This window comes from Methylobacterium sp. 275MFSha3.1, assembly GCF_900108435.1.
Classification (GTDB): Bacteria; Pseudomonadota; Alphaproteobacteria; order Rhizobiales; family Beijerinckiaceae; genus Methylobacterium.
The window spans coordinates 23,645-48,809 of the sequence record NZ_FNWP01000003.1 but is presented as its reverse complement, the minus strand read 5'-3'; the positions used below and the strand labels follow the sequence as shown (position 1 = coordinate 48,809).

22 protein-coding genes are annotated in these 25,165 nt (G+C 72.8%); 14 read left to right on the top strand and 8 right to left on the bottom strand.

Annotation, left to right across the window (positions count from 1 at the left end; translation table 11 throughout):
* Window positions 1–233: 233 nt before the first annotated feature.
* From BLW78_RS03115 to BLW78_RS03100, 4 genes are all read left to right on the top strand, one after another.
* Complete coding sequence (locus tag BLW78_RS03115) at window positions 234–899, top strand: SCO family protein (protein WP_020095041.1); 666 nt, start codon at window positions 234–236, stop codon at window positions 897–899.
* An 87-nt stretch (window positions 900–986) separates the two neighbouring features.
* Window positions 987–2,576, top strand: a complete 1,590-nt coding sequence (locus BLW78_RS03110) for an OpgD/OpgG family glucan biosynthesis protein (protein ID WP_091676588.1) — start codon at window positions 987–989, stop codon at window positions 2,574–2,576.
* A gap of 92 nt (window positions 2,577–2,668) precedes the next feature.
* Window positions 2,669–2,899 carry a hypothetical protein gene (locus BLW78_RS03105; protein ID WP_056527769.1) on the top strand — a complete coding sequence of 77 codons (231 nt, stop codon included), beginning with the start codon at window positions 2,669–2,671 and terminating at the stop codon, window positions 2,897–2,899.
* Between the two features lie 4 nt (window positions 2,900–2,903).
* Window positions 2,904–3,269, top strand: coding sequence for a hypothetical protein (locus BLW78_RS03100; RefSeq protein ID WP_056527765.1), 366 nt, complete (start codon window positions 2,904–2,906; stop codon window positions 3,267–3,269).
* A gap of 9 nt (window positions 3,270–3,278) precedes the next feature.
* On the opposite strand, the gene BLW78_RS03095 is transcribed toward BLW78_RS03100, so the two are convergent.
* Window positions 3,279–3,545, bottom strand: coding sequence for a DUF6894 family protein (locus tag BLW78_RS03095; protein WP_091676586.1), 267 nt, complete (start codon window positions 3,543–3,545; stop codon window positions 3,279–3,281).
* Window positions 3,546–3,791: 246 nt separating this feature from the next.
* Here BLW78_RS03095 and BLW78_RS30885 point away from each other — a divergent pair, with 246 nt between their 5' ends.
* Complete coding sequence (locus tag BLW78_RS30885) at window positions 3,792–4,283, top strand: DUF6894 family protein (RefSeq protein WP_139307668.1); 492 nt, start codon at window positions 3,792–3,794, stop codon at window positions 4,281–4,283.
* Here the strand turns inward: BLW78_RS30885 and BLW78_RS03090 are convergent.
* Window positions 4,265–4,984 (bottom strand): Crp/Fnr family transcriptional regulator, encoded by a 720-nt coding sequence (locus BLW78_RS03090; protein WP_056527756.1) that lies wholly within the window; start codon window positions 4,982–4,984, stop codon window positions 4,265–4,267. The two genes, BLW78_RS30885 and BLW78_RS03090, sit on opposite strands and share 19 nt — an antisense overlap.
* Window positions 4,985–5,409: 425 nt before the next feature.
* On the opposite strand from BLW78_RS03090, the gene rpoN reads away from it, so the two are divergent.
* The 4 genes from rpoN (at window position 5,410) to BLW78_RS03070 (ending at window position 11,729) form a co-directional block, all read left to right on the top strand.
* A complete protein-coding gene (rpoN, locus tag BLW78_RS03085) occupies window positions 5,410–6,984 on the top strand; it encodes an RNA polymerase factor sigma-54 (protein WP_091676585.1) in 1,575 nt (524 codons plus the stop codon).
* A 75-nt stretch (window positions 6,985–7,059) separates the two neighbouring features.
* Window positions 7,060–8,436: a bifunctional UDP-N-acetylglucosamine diphosphorylase/glucosamine-1-phosphate N-acetyltransferase GlmU gene (gene glmU, locus BLW78_RS03080; RefSeq protein WP_091676582.1), complete on the top strand. Its 1,377-nt coding sequence runs from the start codon at window positions 7,060–7,062 to the stop codon at window positions 8,434–8,436.
* Window positions 8,437–8,582: 146 nt separating this feature from the next.
* Window positions 8,583–10,409 carry a glutamine--fructose-6-phosphate transaminase (isomerizing) gene (gene glmS, locus BLW78_RS03075; protein WP_020095050.1) on the top strand — a complete coding sequence of 609 codons (1,827 nt, stop codon included), beginning with the start codon at window positions 8,583–8,585 and terminating at the stop codon, window positions 10,407–10,409.
* A 168-nt stretch (window positions 10,410–10,577) separates the two neighbouring features.
* Window positions 10,578–11,729, top strand: a complete 1,152-nt coding sequence (locus BLW78_RS03070; RefSeq protein ID WP_091676579.1) for a M20 family metallopeptidase — start codon at window positions 10,578–10,580, stop codon at window positions 11,727–11,729.
* Between the two features lie 4 nt (window positions 11,730–11,733).
* Here the strand turns inward: BLW78_RS03070 and BLW78_RS03065 are convergent, their stop codons facing one another.
* Entirely contained in the window at window positions 11,734–12,729 is a 996-nt protein-coding gene (locus tag BLW78_RS03065; RefSeq protein ID WP_091676576.1) for an aldo/keto reductase, read from the bottom strand.
* A gap of 93 nt (window positions 12,730–12,822) precedes the next feature.
* Between BLW78_RS03065 and BLW78_RS03060 the strand changes: the two genes are divergently transcribed.
* Window positions 12,823–13,710: a LysR family transcriptional regulator gene (locus tag BLW78_RS03060; RefSeq protein ID WP_091676574.1), complete on the top strand. Its 888-nt coding sequence runs from the start codon at window positions 12,823–12,825 to the stop codon at window positions 13,708–13,710.
* A 14-nt stretch (window positions 13,711–13,724) separates the two neighbouring features.
* Here the strand turns inward: BLW78_RS03060 and BLW78_RS03055 are convergent, their stop codons facing one another.
* From BLW78_RS03055 to BLW78_RS03035, 5 genes are all read right to left on the bottom strand, one after another.
* On the bottom strand, window positions 13,725–14,855 hold the full coding sequence (locus tag BLW78_RS03055; RefSeq protein WP_091676572.1) for a serine hydrolase domain-containing protein: 1,131 nt from the start codon (window positions 14,853–14,855) through the stop codon (window positions 13,725–13,727).
* Window positions 14,856–14,998: 143 nt separating this feature from the next.
* Window positions 14,999–15,976 carry an FAD:protein FMN transferase gene (locus tag BLW78_RS03050; protein ID WP_091676569.1) on the bottom strand — a complete coding sequence of 326 codons (978 nt, stop codon included), beginning with the start codon at window positions 15,974–15,976 and terminating at the stop codon, window positions 14,999–15,001.
* On the bottom strand, window positions 15,973–18,072 hold the full coding sequence (locus tag BLW78_RS03045; RefSeq protein WP_170855087.1) for a 4Fe-4S binding protein: 2,100 nt from the start codon (window positions 18,070–18,072) through the stop codon (window positions 15,973–15,975). The genes BLW78_RS03050 and BLW78_RS03045 overlap by 4 nt, the downstream gene beginning before the upstream one ends.
* A gap of 317 nt (window positions 18,073–18,389) precedes the next feature.
* Window positions 18,390–19,397 (bottom strand): YVTN family beta-propeller repeat protein, encoded by a 1,008-nt coding sequence (locus BLW78_RS03040; protein WP_091676566.1) that lies wholly within the window; start codon window positions 19,395–19,397, stop codon window positions 18,390–18,392.
* Window positions 19,394–20,647: an ABC transporter substrate-binding protein gene (locus tag BLW78_RS03035; RefSeq protein WP_091676562.1), complete on the bottom strand. Its 1,254-nt coding sequence runs from the start codon at window positions 20,645–20,647 to the stop codon at window positions 19,394–19,396. Before BLW78_RS03035 ends, BLW78_RS03040 begins: the two co-directional genes overlap by 4 nt.
* A 217-nt stretch (window positions 20,648–20,864) precedes the next feature.
* On the opposite strand from BLW78_RS03035, the gene pedF reads away from it, so the two are divergent.
* The 4 genes from pedF (at window position 20,865) to BLW78_RS03015 (ending at window position 25,089) form a co-directional block, all read left to right on the top strand.
* Window positions 20,865–21,293, top strand: coding sequence for a cytochrome c-550 PedF (pedF, locus tag BLW78_RS03030; RefSeq protein WP_244526752.1), 429 nt, complete (start codon window positions 20,865–20,867; stop codon window positions 21,291–21,293).
* Window positions 21,283–22,143: a substrate-binding periplasmic protein gene (locus BLW78_RS03025; RefSeq protein ID WP_091676556.1), complete on the top strand. Its 861-nt coding sequence runs from the start codon at window positions 21,283–21,285 to the stop codon at window positions 22,141–22,143. The genes pedF and BLW78_RS03025 overlap by 11 nt, the downstream gene beginning before the upstream one ends.
* A 342-nt stretch (window positions 22,144–22,485) precedes the next feature.
* A complete protein-coding gene (locus tag BLW78_RS03020; RefSeq protein WP_056527719.1) occupies window positions 22,486–24,255 on the top strand; it encodes a PQQ-dependent methanol/ethanol family dehydrogenase in 1,770 nt (589 codons plus the stop codon).
* A 174-nt stretch (window positions 24,256–24,429) separates the two neighbouring features.
* Window positions 24,430–25,089 carry a response regulator gene (locus BLW78_RS03015; RefSeq protein ID WP_091676553.1) on the top strand — a complete coding sequence of 220 codons (660 nt, stop codon included), beginning with the start codon at window positions 24,430–24,432 and terminating at the stop codon, window positions 25,087–25,089.
* Window positions 25,090–25,165: the final 76 nt, after the last annotated feature.

Below are 25,165 nucleotides of genomic sequence, written 5' to 3'. Positions count from 1 at the left end.
TCCCGTGCACGGTCGCGGAGGGGACGGTCGGGCCCGCGGCCCGGGTGTCCCGGCACCGGATGGCGCGAGCGCCCGTACCCTGGCCAACCGGCCTCTCCCGGGCGTGTTCCTGACGTCGTCGCCTCTCCAGGTCCGGTCCCGCACGGGGCGCCGCGGCCTCACGCCTGTCGACACGGACCCCATATTGGCGGCATCGATACCGGCCACCCCGACGCGCCGTCGCAGGTCACAGCATGGCACCGAGCCCTCTCGCCCTCATCGCCTCCGCCGCCCTCGTCGCCGTGATCGCCACCGGCACCGGGGCGATCGTCCTCCAGCAGGGCTCGCGGTTCAGCCATTCCCGGAAGGTCGGCGGCCCGTTCACGATGGCGGATCTCGACGGCCGCCCGGTGACCCAGGCCGATCTCCGCGGCAAGCCGTCCGTCCTGTTCTTCGGCTTCACCCACTGCCCGGACGTCTGCCCGACCACGCTCGCGACCCTGGCGTCGGCCCTCGGCCGGATGGGCCGCGACGCGGATCGCCTCAACGTCGTCTTCGTCACCCTCGACCCGGAGCGGGACACGCCCGACACCCTGCGGGCGTACCTGGCCTCGTTCGATCCGCGGATCCGCGGCTTCGTCGGCACGCCGCAGCAGGTCGCCCGCATGGCCGACGCCTACCACGTCGCCTACAAGCGCGTGCCGACCAAGGACGGCGACTACACGATGGAGCATTCCGCCACCGTGGCGCTGTTCGACAGGACCGGCCGCATGGTCGGCGAGATCGGCTACGGCGAGGACGAGGCCAACACCTTCGCGAAGCTGATCACCCTGGCGCTGCCGGGGCAGTGCCCGCCGGGGGGCGGCGCCAACCTCTGGACGACCGACGGCAGCACCGGCAACTGCGGTCCGCGGAGCTGAGCCGCGGCCGGGAAATTGCGCCGCCGCGCCGGCGTGGCTAGAGGGCGGCGCGGGTCGCGAGGCCCGACCGAATCCGGGGGTTCCAGCTTGATCACGCGCCGCGTCCTGACCGCCATCGGGCTCCTCGCCCTCGCGCCGTATCCCGGCCTCGCCCGGGCCGCCGGCGGCGGGCCACGCCTCGCACCGCCCGAGCCCATGGACCTCGACCGGCTGAAGGATCTCGCCCGGACGCTGCGGGACCGGCCCTACGCGCCGCCACCGGAGGCGCCCGCCTCGGCGGCCCTCGACGCCCTGACCTACGGGCCGCTCCAGGAGATCCGCTCCCCGCCGGGCCACGCCCTGTTCGCCGACAGCCCGTACCCGGTGACCTTCTTCCACCTCGGCAACTTCTTCCGCCATCCCGTGAAGGTCTACGCCCTGGAGGGCGGGCAGGCCCGCGAGGTGCTCTACAGCCACGACCTGTTCACCTACCCGCCGGGCAACCCGGCCAAGGACGTTCCGGACGGGGCGGGCTTCGCGGGGTTCCGGTTCCAGAAGGCGCCCGCCGGGCAGCCGGGCGACGACGGCGACTGGCTGGCCTTCCTGGGCGCTTCGTACTTCCGCGCCGCCGGGGACGGAGCCCAGTACGGGGCCTCGGCCCGGGGCATCGCGATCGACACGGCGCCCGGGCCCGGGAAGACCGAGGAATTCCCGGTCTTCACGCGCTTCTACGTCAGCCCGGCCGCGGACGGCGCCGTGACCGTGCTGGCGCTCCTCGAGGGCCGGAGCCTCACCGGCGCCTACCGGTTCGTCGCCCGGAAGGAGCCGCACGTCGTCATCGACGTCGCCTGCACGGTCTACATGCGCAAGGCGGTCGAGCGGTTCGGCATGGCGCCCCTGACCTCGATGCTGTGGTACTCGGAGGGCATGAGCCGCTTCCTCGCGAGCGACTGGCGGCCCGAGGTGCACGATTCCGACGGGCTGCTGATGCAGACCGGCGCCGACGAGCTGATCTGGCGGCCGCTCAACAACCCACCCCGCCTCAGCGTCAGCGCCTTCGCCGACCGGTCGCCGAAGGGCTTCGGCCTGCTCCAGCGCGACCGCGCCTACGAGAACTACATCGACGACGGCTTCGAGGAGAACCGGCCCGACATCTGGGTCGAGCCGCAGGGCGACTGGGGCCGCGGCAGCGTCCAGCTCGTGGAGATCCCGACCCATCAGGAGACCGACGACAACATCGTCGCTCTCTGGGTGCCGGACGACGCGCCGCAGGCCGGGTCGGACCGCAGCTTCGCCTACCGGCTGCGCTGGACCGTCAAGGAGCCGGTCGCCACCGACCTCGCCCGGTGCGTCGCGACCCGGGCCACCAAGGCCGCGTGGCTCGCGGATGCCGACAGACGCCCGGGCCGGGCCAACCTCGTGCGGCAGTTCGTGCTGGAATTCGAGGGCGCGGCCCTGTCGGGCCTCGATCCCGAGAAGGCCACGGTCGCGCTCACCCTGTCGCGCGGCAGCGTGGAGGAAGTCGGCGCCACCTGGGCGCCCTACGGCAAGCCGAGCCCCTGGCGGGTCTTTCTCAAGGTCTACGCCGAGGGTCCGGATCCGGTGGAGATGCGTCTGCAGCTGAGATCCGGGGATCGGCTGCTGTCCGAGACCTGGGCCTACCAGTACTACCCGCCAGCACCCGGCACGGTGCTGTGAGCGCCGCCGCCGCCGGATCTCGGGTCGCCCGGACAGGTCCGGCGCCGGGCGGGCGCGACCCGGCCCGGCCCATCGTCGCATCGGAGACTGCCATGACCGGCGAGACACCGCACGGCCCGCACCTCCCGGAGGCGCTGACGCGGCTCCTCAAGGCACCCCGGGCGGCGATCTGGCCGACACCGGAGGACCGGAACCGCCTGCGCCCCGGCCGGTCGCGACCACGGCAGCCGAGCCGCGCAGTCCTGGGTGTCTGGATCTGGGCGATCCTCTACAACGTTCTCGGCTTCGCGATCCTCGCGGCCCTGTGGTGGACGATGCGCTGACCCGATGAGCCGACACGCCCTGATCCCCGGCCGAGCGATTCTCGCGGCAATCCTCCTGCTCGGCCTCGCCCCCTCCGCGGCGCAGAGCCAGGGGGACGCGCTCAACGCCGACGACGGCACCGGGGCGGTCAAAGTCTGCTCGCCCGTGGCGATGCCGCGCTGGCGGTCCATGACCCCGGTGCCGAAGACCTGGACCTTCCTGGACTGCATGGGCTTCGCGGGCGAGATGGGCGCGACCCACTTCCAGCTCGGCTGCCTCTTCGCCAACGTCACGCCCCACGCCCAGAAATACGCCTGGGGCGCGATGGTGCCGATCGAGAAGTCGGCCATGGCCAAGGCGCAGCCGCCGATCCCCAATTGCGGCTGGTAGGGCCCGCGCTCAGCCGTCGGAGGGCTGCCAGTCCAGGTCGAGGGTGAGGCGGGCGCGGAAGACCGTGCTGCCGGTCGCGTCGCGGACCCGCGCCTCCAGCACCAGTCCCACATCTCCGGGGGCCGGCCGGTCCGCCCGGACGCGGAGCCGGTCATGCACGGCCTCGATCAGGGCCTCGGTCGCCGACAGGCACGCCTCGTGACGATCGGCGAAGGGCAGCCCCTCCTCGTCGAGGGACAGGCCGCGGTCGTCGGTGAAATCGGTGAAGTAGCGCATGGCGCAGAACCTCACGGCCAGCTGAGGAGCGTGCGCCGCGACCTGAGCGGTGTCGTTAACCTGTGTGTGGGCGCCGCACGGCCTCGCGCGACGGGCCGCCGGATCCTCGCGCCGCGGCGACCGCGCGGAGAACGCAGCCGCGCGGGCCGCGATCCACCCGCCCTCAGAAAAATGTATGAGTGTGGACAGACGCCGCGCGTGCGGCCGGACTGATCCGGCCCCGAACCCTCTGCACGAAAGTACGATATGGCCGGCGCGGTCGGCCCGGTACCCGTCGGTGCGCGAACTGCCGCAGCCGCCCTCGTGCGGGTTGCCCTCGCTCGGGCTGCCCTTGCGCGGGCCGCCCGTCTCGGCGGACACTCGGCGGCCGTTAACCCGCGCGGCGTGGTTCGCGCCGATCCGACACGCCGCTCAGGCCCGCGACGCCGTTCCCGATGGCGCGGCACGCGGTCTTCGACGGGCGCCCCGAAGGCCCCGCTGGCCGACGCTCGAAGGGGATGTGACCTGCCCCGTTTCTTCCTCAACGTCCGACGTCACGGGACGCTGATCGCCGATCGAGAGGGCGACGATCTGCCCGATCGGACGGCGGCCGAGCACCTCGCCCGCGACATCCTGCGCGAGATGCGCCGCCTGCCGCACGTCTACGGCGCGCCGCGCGGCTGGCGCGCCGACACCTTCGTCATCACCGACGAGGCCGGCGCGGTGGTGGCCGAAGTCCCCTACGCCAGCGTGCTCTGAGGCCGCCGCAGCGGGCCGATCAGGCGCTCGTACTCGGCCTCGGCCGGGCCGTAGGTCTGGCCGGCGGCCTCCTCCAGGCGCGTGCGGCTGAGGACCCGGATGCGGCCGCGCCGGGCGCGGATCAGGCCGGCGCCCTCCAGGGTGTGGATCGCGACCGTGACGGTCGGGCGGCGCACGCCGAGCATGATCGACAGGAATTCGTGCGTCACGGACAGGTCGTCGCCGTCCTGACGGTCGTGGTACATGAGGAGCCACCGCGCGAGCCGCTCCTCGGCGGGCGCGCCCGCGTTGGCGATCGCGGTCTGGGCGACCTGGACCAGGAAGGTCTGGACGTAGCGCAGCAGCAGGTTGCGTAGCGACGGGCTGGATTTCAGCGCGTCGCGCAGGGCCGGCACGGAGATCCGGCGCCCCCGACCGGCGACCTGCATGAAGATCTGGTAAGGGATCGTGTCGGTTCCGAGCAGCAGCGCCGGTGCGGCCATGCCGTCGCGTCCGAACAGGCCGACCTCGATCCGGCCGCCCTCGGCGAGGGTCGACACCACCGAGCACAGGCCGGTGTCGATGAAGACCGCGTGCGGGATCGCGGCGGCCGGCTCGACGAGCACTTTGCCGAGGGGCAGGTCGATCGCCTCCAGATGAGGCCCGAGCAGTGCGCCATCCGCCTCGGATAGGGCGGCCAGAAGGCGGTTCTGATGCGGCATCGGCAAACGCGTACGCAGAAATCGACCTCCGCGCAGCGGCTCTCGTGCGGGAACCGCGGCGCACCCCCGAGCCATGCTCGGATCAACACGGAATAGCGAGCGGATATTGCATCTAGCGGGGGAAGCGTCTGCAACCAGACAAAGCTTTGCCGGCGGATTTCGGATGTCCTGGCAAATGCGCGCGGATGATTGCGCAAACCTTCCTTTAAGATCTGCCCTCAGACTGCCGGGCGGCGGATCGGGATGTGACTGGAACGCTGCGCGTCCCGCAGCGCCGTGCACTTGCCAACAGCGGCGTGCACGGTCGCGCTTTGACGCGCGGGTCGGATCGCGTTACAGAAAGTGCGACGGAGCAAGCAAGAACCATGCCGTGAGCAGCGTGGCTCCGGCTGGCGAACCGCGCCGGAAGGGCATCGGGGCCTCGCATGAGTTTGGTGCAACGGCTGGAAGTGCGTCAGGGCCAGGCCCTGGTGATGACGCCGCAGCTCCTGCAGGCGATCAAGCTTCTCCAACTCTCGCACCTCGATCTCTCGGCCTACGTCGAGGCCGAGCTGGAACGCAACCCGCTGCTGGAGCGCGCCGAGCCGGACCTGCCCGCCGCGGGTGACGCCGCCGAATCGGGCAGCCATGCCGAGGAGGCGGGGTCCGACGGCTTCGACGCGCCGGAGCCCGACTCGTGGCTCTCGGCCGACCTCAACCCGAGCCGCGGCGAGATCGAGAGCGACTTCGACACGCGCCTCGACAACGTCTTCCCCGACGAGAGCCCCGTCCAGGCGCGCGAGGCGGGCGGGGGCGACATGCTCTCGCTGACGCCGCCGCCCTACGGCAGCACCGGCGGCAGCTTCGACGCCGAGGCGCCCGATTTCGAGGCGACCCTCACGGCCGAGACCTCGCTGCGCGAGCACCTCGCGGGCCAGCTCGACCTCGCGACCCGGGAGCCGGCCGAGCGGTTGATCGGCGGCTTCCTGATCGACGCCGTCGACGAGGCCGGCTACCTGCGCGAGACGGTGGAGGGCGTGGCCGAGCGGCTCGGCGCCGACCCGGCCCTCGTCGGCCGGATGCTGGCGCTGGTCCAGACCTTCGACCCGCCCGGGATCGCGGCCCGCGACCTCGCCGAGTGCCTCGCGATCCAGTTGCGCGAGCGCGACCGGTTCGACCCGGCGATGCAGGCGCTGGTCTCGCGGCTGGACCTCGTGGCCAAGCGCGATTTCGCGGCCCTGCGCCGGCTCTGCGGCGTCGACGACGAGGACCTCGTCGACATGCTGGGCGAGATCCGCCGCCTGGATCCGAAGCCAGGCCGGGCCTTCGGGTCGAGCGCCGTCGAGGTCCTGGTCCCGGACGTGTTCGTGCGCGCCGCGCCGGACGGCTCCTGGCTGGTCGAGCTGAACAGCGAGGCGCTGCCCCGGGTCCTGGTGAACCAGAGCTACTACGCCCGCGTCTCGCGCAACGCCGCCGCGGAGGGCGACAAGGCCTTCCTGTCGGAGGCCCTCCAGAACGCCAACTGGCTGACCCGCTCGCTGGAGCAGCGCGCCCGCACCATCCTGAAGGTCGCCACCGAGATCGTCCGCCAGCAGGACGGGTTCTTCGTCCACGGCGTCACCCACCTGCGGCCGCTGAACCTCAAGACCGTGGCCGAGGCGATCGGCATGCACGAATCGACCGTCTCGCGGGTCACCTCCAACAAGGCCATCGGCACGAGCCGCGGGACCCTGGAGATGAAGTACTTCTTCACCGCGGCGATCCCCGGGGCGGCCGGCGCGGCCGCCCACTCCTCCGAGGCGGTGCGCCACCGCATCAAGCAGCTCGTCGACGGCGAGACGCCGGACGACGTGCTGTCCGACGACGCCCTGGTGCAGAAGCTGCGCGGGGAGGGCGTCGACATCGCCCGGCGCACGGTGGCGAAGTACCGGGAATCCCTGCGGATCCCGAGCTCGATCGAGCGCCGCAGGGAGCGCTTCGCCCACGGCTCGGGCCAGCACGTCGCCCTGGCGCTGCGCTGATCGGCCCGGACGGGGTTGCGCCGGGCGCCCGTCCGGCCCATCCGTCTTGGCCCTCGATCGATGCCTGGACCCGCGATGACCCCGACCGGAACGCCCTCGCGCAGCCTCACCGCCATCGTGCTCGCGGCCGGGAAGGGCACGCGGATGCGCTCGGACCTGCCGAAGGTGCTGCACCGGATCGCCGGGCGCAGCATGCTCGGCCACGTCCTGGCCGCCGTCCAGGCGGCGGGCGCGGGCCGGATCGCCGTGGTGGCCGAGCCCGGCCGCGACGACGTCGCCGCCGAGATCGCGCGGGCCGCCCCCGGCGCCCGGGTTTTCCCGCAGGCCGAGCGCCTCGGTACCGCCCACGCGGTGCTCGCCGCCCGCGAGATCCTGGCCCACCCCGACGACGACGTGGTGATCGCCTTCGGCGACACGCCGCTCGTCTCGGCCGACACCTTCCTGCGCCTCCGCGCGCCCCTGGCCGACGGCGCCGCGGTGGCCGTGCTGGCCTTCGAGACGGCGACACCCTCCGGCTACGGGCGGGTGCTGACCGAGGGCGACCGCGTGCTCGCCATCCGCGAGGAGAAGGACGCGAGCGCGGCCGAGCGGGCCGTGACCCTGTGCAATGCCGGGCTGATGGCGCTCGCCGGACGGCACGCCCTGGCCCTGCTCACCCGCATCGGCAACGACAACGCCGCCGGCGAGTACTACCTGCCCGACGCGGTGGCGCTCGCGGTCGCCGACGGGCTGCCCGTCACGGTCGTGCCGGTGGACGAGGCCGAGGCGCAGGGCGTGAACGACCGGGTGCAGCTCAGCGTCGCGGAGGCCGCGATCCAGGCGCAGCTGCGCCGCAGCGCGATGCTGGGCGGCGCCACGCTGATCGCCCCCGAGACGGTGTTCCTCAGCCACGACACGGTGCTGGGACGCGACGTGATCGTGGAGCCCAACGTCGTGTTCGGCCCCGGCGTGCGGGTCGCGGAGTGCTGCACCGTGCGGGCCTTCGCGCATCTCACCGAGACCAGCCTGGAGACGGGCGTGAAGATCGGGCCGTTCGTGCGGCTGCGCGGCAACGCCGTGCTGGAGGCCGGCGCGGAGCTCGGCAATTTCGTCGAGCTGAAGAACGCCCGGATGGGTGCCGGCGCCAAGGCCGCGCACCTCACGTATCTCGGCGACGCGGAGGTCGGCGCCAAAGCCAATATCGGCGCCGGCACGATCACCTGCAATTACGACGGCGTGCTCAAGCACCGGACCACGATCGGCGCGGGCGCGTTCATCGGCTCGAACTCGGCGCTGGTCGCCCCCGTCTCGGTGGGGGAGGGGGCCTACGTCGCCTCCGGCTCGGTGATCACCGACGACGTGCCGGCCGACGCCATGGCGGTGGCCCGGGGCCGGCAGGCGGTGAAGCCGGGCTGGGCCGGGGAGAAGCGCGCGGCGCTGCAGGTCGAGAAGGCGCGGCGCGGGAAGGCGTGAGGCCGGACACGCCGCGCGGGCGGGGCTGGCCCTGCGCGGTGCCGATCCGGTAGAAGTCCCGCTCGGCCCCGCACGGCGCGGGGCGGCCCGGACCTTGCGCACGACCTGCGCGCGGCCATCCGGGCGCGACAGCGAGAGACACTCCTATGTGCGGCATCGTCGGCATCGTCGGGCGCGACGCGGTGGCGGGGCAGGTGATCGAGGCCCTGCGGCGGCTCGAGTACCGCGGCTACGATTCCGCCGGCATCGCCACCCTGGAGCACGGCCGGCTGGCGCGGCGCCGGGCCTCGGGCAAGCTGGTCAACCTGGAAGCCAGGCTCGCCCAGGAGCCGCTCACCGGCACGATCGGCATCGGCCACACCCGCTGGGCGACCCACGGCCGGCCCAACGAGACCAACGCCCACCCGCACGCCACCAAGCGCCTGGCCGTCGTGCACAACGGCATCATCGAGAATTTCCGCGAGCTCAAGCAGGAGCTGGAGGCCGACGGCGTCGTCTTCGAGACCGAGACCGACACCGAGGTCGTCGCCCAGCTCGTCAGCCGCAACATGGACCGGCAGATGGGGCCGGTGGAGGCCGTGGCCGCCGCCCTGCCGCGGCTGCGCGGCGCCTTCGCGCTGGGCTTCCTCTTCTCCGGCGAGGAGAACCTGCTGATCGGGGCCCGCCACGGCGCGCCGCTGGCCATCGGCTTCGGCGAGGGCGAGACCTACCTGGGCTCCGACGCCCTGGCGCTCGCCCCGTTCACCGACGCCATCACGTATCTCGACGAGGGCGACTGGGCGATCCTGTCCCGGGGCGGCGCCGAGATCCGCGACGCGTCGGGCGCCACGGTCGAGCGCGCCCGGCAGACGATCGCCACGCAGGCCTACCGGATCGACAAGGGCGAGTACCGCCACTTCATGGCCAAGGAGATCCACGAGCAGCCCGAGGTGGTGGGCCGCACGCTCGCCCACTACGTCGACATGGCGCAGGGGCGGGTCGCGCTGCCCGAGGCGCTGCCCTTCGACTTCGCCAAGCTCAGCCGCGTGTACATCACCGCCTGCGGCACGGCCTACTACGCGGGGCTCGTCGCCCGGTACTGGTTCGAGCAGGTGGCCCGCCTGCCGGTGGAGATCGACGTCGCCTCCGAGGCCCGCTACCGCGAGGCGCCGCTCGAGAAGGACGGGCTGACGCTGGTCATCTCGCAGTCGGGCGAGACCGCCGACACCCTGGCTTCCCTGCGCTACGCGAAGTCGAAGGGCCAGCACACGCTGAGCGTGGTCAACGTGCCGACCTCGACGATCGCGCGGGAATCCTCCGTGGTGATGCCGACGCTGGCCGGGCCGGAGATCGGCGTCGCCTCCACCAAGGCGTTCTCGTGCCAGCTCACCGTGCTGCTCTGCCTCGCCATCGCGGCGGGCCGGGCCCGCGGCACCCTCGACGCGGCGGGCGAGCGGCGGCTGATCGACGGCCTGATCAAGGCGCCGGGCCTGATGGCCGAGGCGCTCACCCACGAGGCGGCGATCGAGGGTCTGGCCCGGGAGGTCGCGAAGGCGCGGGACGTGCTCTATCTCGGCCGCGGCACCAGCTACCCGATGGCGCTGGAAGGCGCGCTGAAGCTCAAAGAGATCAGCTACATCCACGCCGAGGGCTACGCGGCGGGCGAGCTGAAGCACGGGCCGATCGCGCTGATCGACGAGAGCGTGCCGGTGATCGTGATCGCGCCGCACGACGCGGTGTTCGAGAAGACCGTCTCGAACATGCAGGAGGTGGCCGCCCGCGGCGGGCGCATCGTGCTGATCGGCGACGCCAAGGGCGCGGCCGAGCACGGGCTCGACACGCTCGCGACCTTCACCATGCCGGCGCTCGACCCGACGGTGGCGCCGATCGTGTACGCGGTGCCGATCCAGCTGCTCGCCTACCACACGGCGGTGTTCATGGGGAAAGACGTCGACCAGCCCCGCAATCTCGCCAAGTCGGTCACGGTCGAGTAGGCGCGGCCGACCAGATCGGCGGATCGTACGGGCGCGGCGCCGTCCTTGCGAGCGGAGCGAAGCAATCCAGTCTGCGCTATGCTGCCAGAGGTTGCGCGACGCTGGGTTGCTTCGCTGCGCTCGCAAAGACGGTCTGCGCAATCCTGCTGACCCCGGTACGAGGCTCCCATGACCGCCCATGACACCGACGTCCTCCGCTGGCTCGACGGGCAGGAGGGCGCGATGCTGGCGCTCCTCGAGGAATTGGTGAACATCGATTCCGGCTCCTACGACAAGCCGGGCGTCGACGCGGTCGGCATCCGCATCGCGGAGTTCCTCGCCGGCCACGGCATCCCGGTCACCACGATCCCGGTCGACGGCTACGGCGACGCGCTGAAGGCGAGCGTGGCCGGATCGGGTGGCGGCAACCGCCCGGTCGTGCTCATGGGCCACCGCGACACCGTCTTCCCGAAGGGGGAGCCGGCCCGCCGGCCGTTCCGGGTCGCCGACGGGCGCGCCTACGGGCCGGGCGTCGCCGACATGAAGGCGGGCCTCGTGATGAACGCCTTCGTGCTGGCCGCCTACCACCGCGCCGGCGGCGCGCCGGTGCCGCTCGTCGGCCTGTTCACCAGCGACGAGGAGATCGGCTCGCCGGCCTGCCGGCCGATCATCGAGGAGACCGCCCGGGGCGCCCGCGCGGTGCTGAATTCCGAGCCGGGGCGGCCGACCGGCAACGTCGTCACCGGCCGCAAGGGCGGGGTGTTCATGCACCTCGAGGTGCTCGGCAGGGCGGCCCATTCCGGCGGCAACTACGCCGACGGGCGCAGCGCCATCCTAGAGCTCGCCCACAAGACCGTCGCGCTCCACGCGCTCACCGACCTCGACCGCGGCACCACGGTCAATGTCGGCCTGGTCTCCGGCGGCCAGTCGGTGAACACCGTGGCGCCCCGGGTCACCTGCGAGATCGACCTGCGCTACGTGACCCCGCCCGACCGCGAGGCCGCCATGGACCGGATCGCCGCGATCGTGGCCGGATCGACGGTGCCGGACACGACCGCGCATCTCACCATCAAGGGCGAGTTCCTGCCGCTCGTGCAGGACGAGGCCTCGCGGGCGCTGTTCGACACCTACGCAAGGGTGAGCGCGGAGGGCGGCAACCCCGTCACCGGCGAGTTCGCAGGCGGCTGCGCCGATTCGGGCTTCACCGCCAGCGTCGGGTGCCCCACGCTCTGCGCCGTGGGCCCGGTGGGCGGCAAGGCCCACTCGCCCGACGAGTATCTGGAAGTGGGAAGCCTCGTGCCGCGGGCGCGCGCGATGGCCGAGACCATCGCGGCGCTCTGACGGTTCAGAGACCGACCATCGCCAGCCCGGCGGCGCCGTAGCGGTCGCCGGTCACCGCCTCGGCGGGCATCGCGTCCGCGATGGCCCGCAGGTCGGCCTCGGCCAGGACGAGACCGGCCGCCGCCGCGTTCTCCTCGAGGTTCCGGATCTTGCGGGCGCCCGGGATCGGCACGATGAAGTCGCCCTGGTTCAGCACCCAGGCGATGGCGAGCTGGGCCGGCGTGACGCCCTTGTCGCGCGCCAGGGCGGCGAGCGTGTCGAGCAGCCGCTGGTTGGCCGCGAGGTTCTCCGCCGCGAAGCGCGGCATCGTGCGGCGGTAATCGTCGGCGGCGAGGCTGTCGCGGTCGCGGATCGCGCCGGTCAGGAGTCCGCGCCCCAGGGGGCTGTACGGCACGAAGCCGATCCCGAGTTCGCGGCAGGTCGGCAGCACCTCGGCCTCGGGATCGCGGCTCCAGAGGGAGTACTCGCTCTGCACGGCGGCGATGGGGTGGACCGCGTGGGCCCGCCGGATCGTGGCAGCGCCGGCCTCGGACAGGCCGAGCGCCCGGACCTTGCCGGCCCGCACGAGATCGGCCATGGCACCGACCGTGTCCTCGATCGGCACCGCCGGGTCCACCCGGTGCTGGTAGAACAGGTCGATGACGTCGACGCCGAGGCGCCGGAGCGAGGCGTCGCAGACCGCCCGGACGTGCTCGGGCCGGCTGTCGACGCCGATGATCCGGTCGGGACCCTGGCCGGTCTCGGAGATCTTGAAGCCGAACTTGGTGGCGATGATCACCCGGTCGCGGACCGGCGCCAGGGCCTTGCCCACCAGCTTCTCGTTCTCGAAGGGGCCGTACATCTCGGCCGTGTCGAAGAGGGTGATGCCGAGGTCGACGGCGCGGCGCAGCGTGGCGGTGGCCTCGCCCTCGGGCTGGCCGCCATAGGCGTAGCTCATGCCCATGCAGCCGAGGCCGAGGGCGGAGACGGTGAGTTCGGTTACGAGTCGGCGATGATCCATGCGGGCCTCCCGTGATGCGGGCCGGACTTCGCACGGGGCGCCGGCGGCGATAATCCGTGACCTGCGGCGCAGGCTGTTCTATGCGGCTCAACAGTGAGACGCGCCGACCTCCCCGCCCTGTCGCTCTTCGCCGCGGTCGCGGCGCGCCGGAGTTTCCGCGGCGCCGCGCGCGATCTCGGGCTCTCGGTCTCGGCGGTGAGCCACGCGATCAACGGCCTGGAGGCGAGCCTCGGCGTGCGCCTCCTCGCGCGGACGACCCGCAGCGTCGCCCCGACCGAGGCGGGCCAGCGCCTGCTCGACGGTCTCGAGCCCGCCCTCGCGGCGATCGCCGACGCGGTCGAGGTGGCGACCGCCGCGGAGCGGCGGCTCACCGGGACGCTGCGAATCTCGGTGCCGCGGTCGGCCGCCGAGATGCTGCTGGTGCCGCTCGCCGTCGCGTTCACCCGTGCGCATCCGGGCGTCGAGATCGAGATCCGCGCGCAGGACGGCTTCCGCGACATCGTCGCCGAGGGGTTCGATGCCGGCGTCCGCTTCGCCGAGAGCCTGGACCAGGACATGATCGCGGTGCCGCTCGGCCCGCCGCAGCGCGGCGCGATCGTCGCCGCGCCGGACTATCTCGCGCGTCACGGGACGCCCGCGGACCCGCAGGACCTGCACCGGCATGTCTGCGTCCGGCGCCGCTTCCCGAGCGGCGGCCTCTACCTCTGGGAACTCGAGAAGGACGGGATCGCCCAGTCGATCCCGGTCACCGGCACCCTCGTCCTCGACGATGACGGGCTGGTGGCCGAAGCTGCGCGCGGCGGCGCCGGCCTCGCCTACCTCTTCGAGGCGCAGGTGGCGGCCGACATCGCGGCCGGCCGCCTGATCCGGGTCCTCGACGCGTGGTGCCCGCCCTTCCCGGGCTTCTTCCTCTACTACCCGAGCCGCCGCCTGATGCGGCCGGTCCTCCGGAGCTTCGTCGATCACGTCCGGGGCCGCTAGCGCCGCCGGCCCGCCTACGAGCGCTGGGCCGCCACGAGGCGCAGCAGGAAGCCGTCGAGGGCCGCCTTGTCGATCCAGCGCAGGACCGCGACGAGGTCGTGCTCGGGGCCGCACCAGATCACGTTGTTGCCCGCCCCGAGGGCGCTGAAGGCCGAGGCCGGCAGTTCCGGCTTGGCGGCCGCGCCGCGGTTCAGCCACCAGAGGTAGCCGTAGTTGTCGAGGGTCGGAGAGGGCGTCAGCATGGCGCGGATCCAGCGCTCCGAGAGCAGCTGCCGCCCGTTCCAGGTGCCGCCGCGGGCGACGAGGAGGCCGAAGCGGGCGTGGTCGTCGGCCCCGATGAACAGGCCGCCGCCCCAGTGGCCGCCGCCGGGGACCGACTGGACCCGCGCGCCGTCGACCGCGACCCAGGCCGTGTCGTAGCCGTGCCACGCCCAGTCGCGGGAGGCGCCGATCGGATCCATGATCCGCTCGCGGAGCACGTCCGGGAGGGCCCGGCCGAAGCGGCGCATCAGGCAGTACGACAGCAGGTTCACCCGGACGTCGTTGTACTCGTAGTAGGTGCCGGGGCGCCGCAGCGCCCGCGCCTCGCCCTTGCGGCTGTTGTCGGCGCTCGGGCCGATCTGCCGGAAATGATCGACCTGATCGGACTTGCCGAACAGGGTCCCCTGCCACTCGCTCGACTGCTGCAGGAGGTGGCGCCACGTGATCGCGCCGTTGTGCGGGCCGTCGAGGAGCGGGTCGGGTACGCTGTCGCGCACCGGCGCGTCGACGTCGGGGATCAGGCCGTCGTCGTGGGCGAGGCCGGCCAGCACCGCGAGGTAGCTCTTGGCGATCGAGAAGGTCATGTCCGGGCGGGCCGTGTCGCCCCAGGCGGCGACGCGCCGGCCGCCCTTCAGGATCACGCCCGCCGGGCCGCCGCGCGGGCGCACCGGCCCGTCGACGGTGCTCCAGGGCCCCGTCTCGTTCCACTCGACGATCCCGACGTAGCGCCCGTCGGGATAGTACAGGCTGCGCGGCCACGCGCTCTCGTGGGCCTGCGCGAAGGCGACCGCGTCCGCGAGCCGCCCGGCATCGAGCCCCGCCGCACCCGGGTCCTGCTCCGCCCAGTCATCCGTCGGCCAGTACGGCCCGGTCGCTTCGGTCACGCGCGTCTCCTGACGGTCCTCTCCGGTCCGGGCGCATGCAGGGCCTGCGCCGCGGATCGGACCCTCCGTAGAGCCATCGGCCCCGCGAGGGCAGGGCGCGCGCCGCGGTTCGGGCCTCGCCCCGCACGACGGGGCCGGATGTGTCAGCCCTTCCCGGTGAAGCGCACGGCGCAGCCCGGACGGGCCGCGACGAGGTCCGCGCCGCGCGCGCGGCCCAGGACCATGCAGGCGGTCGACAGCCCGTCGGCGACGAGCCCCGTCGGCGCGGTGACCGTCACCGACGACAGGCCGCGCGGCGACCGGCCGGTGGCCGGGTCGAAGATGTGGTGGTCGGTGCGGTCGTCCGAGAAGCTCATGTTGTAGTCGCCCGAGGTCGCGGCGAAGCCGGTGAACGGGGCGATGACGGCGGCGATGTCGCCGGGATGGCGGGGATCGGCCAGCCCGAGGCGCCAGGGCGTGCCGTCCGGATGCGCGCCGGCAGCACCGAACTCGCCGGTATCCACGAAGGCGTCGTCGATGCCGCGCGCCCGGAAAGCCGCCATGACCTGGTCGGCCGCGTAGCCCTGGATCAAGGCGTTCAGCGTCAGGGCCGTCCCGGGCTCCAGGACGATCCGGTCCGTCGCGACCCGCACGCGCCGCCAGCCGACCCGCGACAGGGCCCCCCGCAGGGCCTCCGCCCCGGGGCGCTCGCCGCGGGCGGCCGCGCCGGCCCAGACCGGCCAGAGCGGCTGGACGGTCGGGTCGAAGGCGCCGCCGGTCTCGGCCGCGAGGGCGAGGGCGAAGCGCAGCAGGGCGAGCAGGTGCGGGTCGGGCGCCTCGAGGGACCCGTCCCGGTTGAGGCGGGCCAGGGCGCTGTCGGCCCGGAACAGGCTGGCGGCCGCCTCCACGGCGCGCATCGCCGCGAACCCGTCGTCGAGCGCAGACTCGACCGCGGACGGGTCGGGCCCGGCGGCGGTCAGGGCCACGGTGGTGCCGAAGGCGAGGCCGGCGCGGGTGCGCAGCGCCAGCCCGCGCGACGCCGCGGCGGCGCGGAACGCCGCGACGCCGCCGAGCGCGGCCAGCCCCGCGGCCCCGACGAGGAGCCGGCGCCGGGCCGGCGCGAAGGGCGGCGGCGCGCTCATCCGACGGTCACCGGCCGGGGCGCGGCGCGGCGGCCCCGCTTGCGCGCCACGACCTGCGGCACGCACTGCCCGGGATCGTGGATGATCGTCACGCACTCCATGCACTGGAAGCACTCGGCGTAGTCGACCCGGCCGGAGGGCGCGATGGCGCCGTAGCGGCAGCGAACCTTGCAGAGCTGGCACGGCGAGCCGCACTCCGCCCGGCGCGGGATCCAGTCGAGGACGCGGACCCGCCCGAGGAGGGCGAGGGCGGCGCCGAGCGGGCACAGGTAGCGGCAGAAGCCCTTGTAGACGAGCAGGTTGAGCACCAGCAGCCCGGCCCCGTAGGCGACGAACGGCCACGCCCGGACGAAGTACAGGGTGACGGCGGTCTTGAACGGCTCGATCTCGGACAGGGTGTCGGCGAGGGGCGACCCCGCGGCGGCGGCACCGAGGATGCCGGCGAGCACGACGTATTTCAGCGACCGCAGCGGCCGGTCGAGGCCGGGCGGCACCGCGACCGGGCGGATGCGCAGCGGCCGGGCGAGCAGCGCGACGAGTTCCTGCAGCGCGCCGAAGGGGCAGAGCCAGCCGCAGAACGTGCCGCGCCCCCAGGCGACCAGGGCGGCGAGCGCGAAGGCCCAGAGCACCAGCGAGGGCGGGTCGTAGAGCAGGAAGGCGAGGTCGTGGGTCACGGTGGCGGCCCGCACGAGGCCGACGAGGGTCACGATCGAGAGTTGCGCCTGCGCGTACCAGCCGACGAAGCCAAGCGTCAGCGCCAGGAAGCCGAGGCGGAAGAGGGTGAAGCGGCGCTGGTCCGCCACCAGCCCGCGCTGGCGGCTCAGGACCGGCACCAGCACCGCGAGCATCAGCCCGATCAGCGCGAGTTCGGGCGCCCGGGCCCGCCAGGGGTCGGTCCAGCTCGGCCCGTCATCGGGCCGGACCCGCGTGAACAGGTCGGCGGGCAGGGCGGTCTCGACCGTGAAGGTCCGGGCGATCTTCTCCGACAGGATCTGCCCGCGCTCGCGGACGATCGTCTCGGTCAGCACCCAGGGCGAGGACGGGTCGAAGCCGGCGGCCTGGTCGATCCGCAGGATCGTCCAGGGGCCGGGCGGCAGCCCCTCGGCGAGGCCGGCGTCGCGGCGCTCCACCGCCATGTCGCGGGCGTTCACGATCAGGCCGGCCTGGCCGATCGCCAGCCGGTCGGGGACGGCGCCCAGCACGAACCGGTCGCCGACCGGGTTCTCGGGCGCGTCCTCCGGCCCGGCGCTGACGACCATCACGGCGTGGTTTCCGGGACCGAGCTCGCGCATGAGCGCGTCGTAGCGCGCCGGCCCCAGCAGGTTGCGGCCGATCGAGGGCGGGTCCAGGGCGGCGACGTAGAGGTCGGTCAGCACGGCATCGGCCGGACCCTCGGACGGATCGGCCACGCCGGTGCCCCGGAAGGCCGCGGCGGCGTCCGCGTTCGTGACCGTCAACCGCCGGACCCAGCCCCGGGCAAGAAGCTCGGCCAGGGTCAGGGGCTCGTAGAGGTCGGGCTTCGCCTCGACCTTCAGGCCGACATTGGCCGCCCCGAAGCCGAGCTTCGCGCGGGCGACCGCCAGCGCCGAGGCCAGGATCGACTGGTTGATCACCCGGGTCGAGGCGGTGGCCATGGAGATGCCGTCGACGGTGGTCTGCGGCGCGGCGCCGGCGGCCCGCGCGTTGGGCCGCCCGACCCGGATCGCCTGCCGGGCCGACAGGCCGGCATACTGCTCGACGAAGGCGAGGAGCGGCTCCGGGCCGAGCCCCTCGAGGAAGACCGGCTCGTGGTGCGAGAGCACCGTCACGTCCCGGAAGGTGCCGTCGGGGGCGAGCGCGATCAGCAGGTCGGGGGGCGTGCCCCCGAAGCCCGGGATCGGCGCGAGGTCGACGGATTCGAACGCGTAGGCGAAGACCTCGTAGGACCCGGCCTGCTGCTTCAGGATCGGCCAGACCGGGAGCCTGTCGTCCTTCTCGCCGACCACCAGCGGGGGCGGGAAGTGGCGTTCGACGCCCGCGCGATCGAGCTGGCCGGACCGGGCCGAGAGGGACGGCAGGAGCAGGGCGAGAAGGAGCAGCGCGGCGCGCAGGAGCAGGCCCGCGCCCCGGGCCAGGGCGGTGCGCGGTGCGGGCGGCCTGGGAGACGCTGCGCTCCGCAGCGGCCGCGCCTTATCCCTCCCTCCGCCCCTGGCCGCGTCGGTCACCCATCCGGACCGAGCACGGACGCCGGCGGCAGTGCGCGACCGGGCCCCTGTCCCGTTCGGGAGAGGGACAGGGTGAGGGATCGGGACGTCGAGGATGGAGCACGCTGTCGACGTGCGGGCCGGGAGAGCCTGTCCCGGATGCCGCACGTCCCTCACCCTGTCCCGCTTCCGAACGGGAGAGGGGACCCGCGCTCCGGACTGCGGACGAGTCACGGCACCGCACCGGCGGCGCGCCCGTCCGTCGCCTGCGCCGAAGGCATCGGCCGCGCCGCCGCGCCCCAGGGGAAGCGGCCGACCTTCACGGTCTTGATCGGCCGGAACGTCGCGGCGTCGATCACCGTCACGTCGCCGGAGACGCCGTTGGTGGTGAAGAGCCGCGTGCCCGCCGCGTTGAGCGCGAGCTGCCAGACCCGGCGGCCGACCAGGATGTAGCTCTCCACCCGGTAGGTCGCGGTATCCACCACGGCGACCCGGTCGGACGGCCCCAGCGCCACGAAGGCGTGGCGCCCGTCCTTGGCCATCTGGATGCCCACCGGCTGGATCCGGTCGGCCGCGATCCCCTTCACGGCGAATTCGATCGTCGCGATCACCGCGCGGGTGGCGACGTCGATCACCGACACGGTGCCGCCGATCTCCGAGGACGCCCACAGCCGGGACCCGTCGGCCGTGAAGGCGGCGAAGCGCGGCCGCTGCCCGACCGGCGTCGCGTCCACGGCCGCGAGGGTCTGCGTGTCGATCCAGTGGACCATGTTGGTCGTCTCGGAGGTCGTGACGGCCGTGCGCCCGTCCGGGCTGACCGCGACGCCCTCCGGCTCGATGCCGACGTCGATCTGCGCCAGCACCCGGCGGGTCTGCGCGTCGACCACCGTGGTGGTGGCGTTCTCCTCGTTGGCGATGAACAGGGTGCGCCCGTCGGGCGCCAGGGCGAACTGCTCCGGGTCCTCGCCCGAGGGCAGGTCGTGCCGCACCTGCCCGGTCTCCGGGTCGATCACCTGCACGGCGTCGGAGTCGCTGGCGCAGACGTAGAGCGACCGCCCGTCGCGCGAGAAGGTCAGCCCGCGGGGCCGACGGCCGACCGGGAAGGTGCGCAGCACCTCCAGGCTGTCGCCGTCGATCACCGAGACGGTGTTGTCGCGCTCGTTCGAGACGAAGATCTCCTCGGCCCGCGCGGGGCCCGCGAGGCAGAGCAGCAGCGCGAGGGCGGCGAGCCGGGTCATTCTGACGTCCCCGAGAAGGCGCGGCAGGCACTCTCGGGCGCGTCGAGGCCGAGCGTGTCGAGTTCCGTGCGGTGGTGGAGGAAGCCCTCGATCGGCGCCGTCGCGGTGACGGCCCCGGGCCAGAGCAGGAAGACCGGCTGGCGCAGCTGCCCGTCCCAGGCGCGGAAGCTCAGGGGGCGGCCCTTGAAGCCGCCGATCTCGAAGCCGGGCGCCGTCAGGGCGGCGCGGACCGACGCGGGGTCGGTGCTGCGCGCCTTCACGGCCGCCTCGCCGACGGCGTGCACCGCCATCCAGCCGGCCCAGTCGACGGGCCGCATGGCGCGCCCGGCGAGCTTGCGGAACCGCCCCTGGAGCTGCACGGCGGCCCAGGCCTCCACGGGCCGCCCCCAGGCGGCCGGCGCGAGGCCCTGCGTGCCGACGAGGGGCCGGGGCGAGGCGGTGTTGTAGTTGAGGCTCGCGCCGAACGCGCCGGCCTCGTCGGCCACCGCGACCACGTCGTGCTCGGGCCCGCGGGTCGGCAGGGCGAACTCGCGCAGGGCCGTGTCGCGGACGTCGCCGCCCTGCGGGTCGTAGCGCGACTCGGCGACGATCCGCGCGCCGAACTTCCTCGCGCTGCGCCGCAGCGCCTCGGCGAAGAGCGCGTCGCCCGGCGCCGGCCCGGTCACCAGCAGGATCCGGGTCCAGCGCTTGAACGCCAGGAACTGCACCAGCGCGTCGGACAGCATGGCGCGGGACGGCAGGATGTGGAGCAGGTTCCTTCGGCAATCGGCGTCGCGCAGGCGCGTGTCCGGGGCGCCGATGTTGAGGAGCACGCTGCCCTTCGCCTCCGGCAGGTCGGCGAGCGCGAGAACGTCGGCGGCCGGGGCGTTGAGCACCACGAAGCGCCGGTCGGGGAGGTCCCGGAAGGCCTGGCGGATGTCGGCGCCCGGCTCGACGATCGTGGTGCCGAGGTCGAAGCCGAGGCCGAGGAACCGGCCGGTGGCGTTGGAATCGCGCAGGCCGAGTTCCGCGCCCTTGGCGCCCTCGTCGTCGGGGATCGGGTCCTCGTTGTTCAGCGGCGCCGGCCGCTCGACCCGCCGCTCCAGGTAGCGGATCGTCAGGGGCGGGCCCGCCGGCGCGGGCGCGGCCCGCCCCTGCGCGACCGGCGCCAGGGTCGCCATGGCCGCCACGGCCGCCAGCACGACGGCGCGCCGCAGGCCGGCCCATGGCCCGCCGCGCATCCCGGGCCGCCGCGCACCGGAGGACACCATCCCCGCCCGTCTCCTCCAGCCCCGCGGCGCTCGTCTTTGGCCGGGAGTCTAGGAGCGGAGTAGCGCCCTCCGATATTAGACCAAGGTGCACAAACCGGGTTTGATGCAGTGCAACACAAGTCGTCGATGGCGCTAATCTGGCCGATCCGTACCAAAGCATAATGGGTCCGCCGCCCGGTACTTGCTAACCGTCGTGCAACGACGACGGGAGGGGCGGATGCGCACGATGAAGACGGCGGCGGGCGGCGTGCTCGCGGCGCTGGGACTGGCGCTGGCGGCCGGCGGCGCCCTCGGGCACGGCGACGTCCAGCCCCAGCCGGTCAACACCGACGGCCTCAAGCCGCTGGGCGCCGAGTGGGTCGCCGAGAACCCCTACAAGGGCGACAAGCACGCCATCGCGATCGGCGCCTCGGGCTTCAACCAGAACTGCGCCCGCTGCCACGGCCTGGAGATGATCTCCGGCGGCCTCGCCCCGGACCTGCGCTACCTGCCGCAGGGCAAGGAGGGCGACGAGTACTTCGTCGAGCGCATGAAGCACGGCGCCGTCATCAACGGCGTGACCAAGATGCCGGCCTTCGAGGGTGTGATCTCGCAGGAGGGCCTGTGGGCGATCCGGAGCTACATCGAGTCGAAGCATGAGGAGTAGCGCGCGGCTCCTCCTCGCCTGCGGCCTGCTCGCGGCCCTCCGGTTCCAGCCGGAGGCGGCCGCGCGCCCCCTGGACCAGGTCGTGGCCGACGGCACCCTGCGTGTGGCGGTCTACGGCGACAACGCGCCGTTCTCCGGGGAGGAGACCGGCAAGCCCCGCGGGATCGACGTCGATCTCGCCCGCGCGATCGCCGACAGGCTCAAGGTGAAGCTCGACCTGCGCGTGGTCGACGCCGGCGAGAACGTCGACGGCGACCTGCGCCTGACCCTGTGGCGCGGCGACCTCGCCGGCACGCCGCTCGCCGACCTGATGCTGCACGTGCCCACCGACCGGCAGCTCGCCCTGCGCAACGAGCAGGTGTTCCTCACCGCGCCGTACTTCGAGCAGGAGATCGCCTTCGCGTACCGGAAGGGCGCGCTGGACGGCTTCGACAGCCTCGACGACATCGGCGACCGGAGCGTCGCGCTGGAGGGTACGGGCGCCGCCGACCTGATGCTGCTGACCGCCCAGGGCGGCCGCTTCCGCCCGAACCTGAAGCATTACAGGAGCTTCGAGGAGGCCGCGAAGGCCTACCTCGCCGGCGAGGCGCCGATCCTGGCCGGGAGCCGCGCGGCGATCGAGGCGGCCCTGTCCGCCGCGAACGCCCCGAAGGACGACAACCCGATCGCCACGGTCCCGTCGACGGGGCTGGTGAAGACCCGCTGGGAGATCGGCGGCGCGGTGAGGACCGATTCCCGCGACCTCGCCTACGCAGTCGGGGACGCGATCACGGCACTGAACGCGGAGGGTCGGCTCAGGGCGATCTGCGAGAGCTACGGCGTCACGTACGCGCCGCCGAAAGGGTACTGACCGCCTCCGTCTTCGCGAGCGGAGCGAAGCAATCCAGGCAGCGCGCCATCGTGGGATGCTGCGCCGCCCTGGGTCGCCTCGCTGCGCTCGCGATGACGGACGAACATCAGATTTCCCGCATGGGATGTCCCGCAGATCCGTGCCGATTTGGGCGCCGATCTCGGCGAATACATTTCATTCGCCAGACCGAAGAATGGCCTTATTGGACCAATGGCCAATAAGACTTCTCTGAGAACATCGATAGCCTCGATCTCCAAGGGGGCGCCCCGCGACTCGTGCGGCCCGCGTCGAAACCCGGATGCCCCGGCCACACGGACCGGGGCCGACCACGGAGGACACGTCATGAGAATGCGGACCCGGTTCCTCGCCGCGGTGGGCGTCGCCGCCCTCGTGGCGGGCGGCGCCCTGCCGGCCATGGCCCAGGGGGTCACCGAGCAGGACATCATCAACGACGCCAAGACGCCCGGCGACGTGGTCACCTACGGCCTCGGCCCGCAGGCCCAGCGCTTCAGCCCGCTGAAGACGCTCAACCGCGACAACATCAAGGGCCTCGTCCCGGCGTGGTCGTTCTCGTTCGGCGGCGAGAAGCAGCGCGGCCAGGAGAGCCAGGCGCTGGTCAAGGACGGCATCATCTACGTCACGGGCTCGTACTCGCGCATGTACGCGATCGATTCCCGCAGCGGCGAGAAGAAGTGGGAGTACGACGCCCGCCTGCCGGAGGGCATCCTGCCCTGCTGCGACGTGGTGAACCGCGGCGCCGCGCTCTACAAGGACAACGTCTACTTCGGCACGCTCGACGCCAAGCTCGTCGCGCTCAACACCAAGACCGGCAAGGTCGTCTGGCGGAAGGAGATCGACGACTTCAAGGCCGGCTACAGCTACACGGCCGCCCCGATCATCGTGAAGGGCAAGATCATCACCGGTGTGTCGGGCGGCGAGTTCGGCGTGATCGGGCGCATCGAGGCCCGCGACGCCGAGACCGGCGAGGTCGTGTGGAAGCGCCCCGTGATCGAGGGCCACATGGGCGAGCTCAACGGCAAGCCCTCGACCATGACCGGCAAGGTCAACGAGAGCTGGCCCGGCGACATGTGGAAGTTCGGCGGCGGCGCCACGTGGCTCGGCGGCACCTACGATCCCGAGACCAACCTGATCTACTTCGGCACCGGCAACCCCGGCCCTTGGAACTCCTGGCTCCGGCCGGGCGACAACAAGTGGACCTCCTCGCGACTCGCCCTCAACCCCGACAACGGCGAGATCGTCTGGGGCTTCCAGACGACCCCGCACGACGGCTGGGACTTCGACGGCGTCAACGAGTTCGTGCCGTTCGACCTGAACAAGGGCGGCAAGACCATCAAGGCCGGCGCCACCGCCGACCGCAACGGCTTCTTCTATGTCCTCGACCGGACCAACGGGAAGTTCATCTCGGCGACGCCGTTCGTCGAGAAGATCAACTGGGCCAAGGGCATCGATGAGAACGGCCGCCCGATCTACAACGAGGAGAACCGCCCCGGCGACCCGAGCAAGGCGACCGGCGACGACAAGAAGGGCAAGTCGGTCTTCGCGGTGCCGAGCTTCCTCGGCGGCAAGAACTGGATGCCGATCGGCTACAGCCCCGACACCAAGCTGTTCTACGTGCCCTCCAACGAGTGGGGCATGGATATCTGGAACGAGCCGGTGAACTACAAGAAGGGTGCCGCCTACCTCGGCGCCGGCTTCACCATCAAGCCGGTCTTCGACGACCATATCGGCTCGCTCAAGGCGATCGACCCGGCCTCCGGCAAGGTCGTGTGGGAGTACAAGAACAAGGCCCCGCTCTGGGCCGGCGTGCTCACCACGGCTGGCAACCTCGTCTTCACCGGCACACCGGAGGGCTTCCTGAAGGCCTTCGACGCCAAGACCGGCGAGGAGGTCTGGAAGTTCCAGGTCGGGACCGGCGTGGTCTCCTCGCCGATCACCTGGGAGCAGGACGGCGAGCAGTGGGTCGGCGTCGCGGCCGGCTGGGGCGGCGCGGTTCCGCTCTGGGGCGGCGAGGTCGCCAAGTCCACCGCCGGCATCAACCAGGGCGGCAGCTTCTGGGCGTTCAAGCTGCCGAAGACGGTGGCGTCGCGCTGAGGGCCCGCAACCGAAAGCGTGCCGGTCCCCGCGGGCCGGCACGCCCAGGTCCCGGGGCCGGGCTGTCGTCTCAACACCCGCTTGCGCCCCGGGGCCGCATCGATCACCTTCGGACCTCCCGCCCGCGTATTCGGCGGATCCTGTGAGGATCTCGAGCGAAGGACCGAGGTCTCCGTGCATCTCCTGATCGTCGATGACCACCCGCTGTTCCGCGACGCCCTGGCGGCCACGATCCGCCTCGCAAACCCGGACGCGGTGCTGCACGAGGCCGACGGGATCGAGGCGGCCTGCGCGGTGCTGGCCGCGAACCGCGGCATCGACCTGACGCTCCTCGACCTGTCGATGCGGGGCGTCACCGGCTTCGACGGGCTGATCACGATCCGGGCGAGCTTCCCGCGCATCCCGATCCTGATCGTCTCCGGCCACGAGGATCCGCGCATCGTCCGCGAGGCCCTGCAGCACGGGGCGGCGGGCTTCGTCCCCAAGGCCATGGACAAGGCGACGCTCACCCGGGCGATCACCGAGGTGATGAGCGGGGCGCTGTTCCTGCCGCCCGGGCTCGCCGAGGCCGGCGCGCCCGCGCCCCGGTCCAAGAAGGCGCCGCTGGCCGAGCGCCTCGCCCGGCTGACGCCGCAGCAATTGCGGGTCCTGATGATGATCCGTCAGGGCAAGCTCAACAAGCAGATCGCCCACGAGCTCCAGGTCGGCGACTCGACCGTGAAGGCGCACGTCTCGGAGATCCTGCGCAAGCTCGAGGTCATCAGCCGCACGCAGATCGTGATCGACACAGCGTCCCTCGACTTCGACCAGATCCACAACAGCCACTCGGCCTGACGACGCGATCGCGGGATCCGGCCTGCGGCTCGGGGATTGCCGCGACCGCGGCTGCGCGTCCGGACGCGCCCCGTGC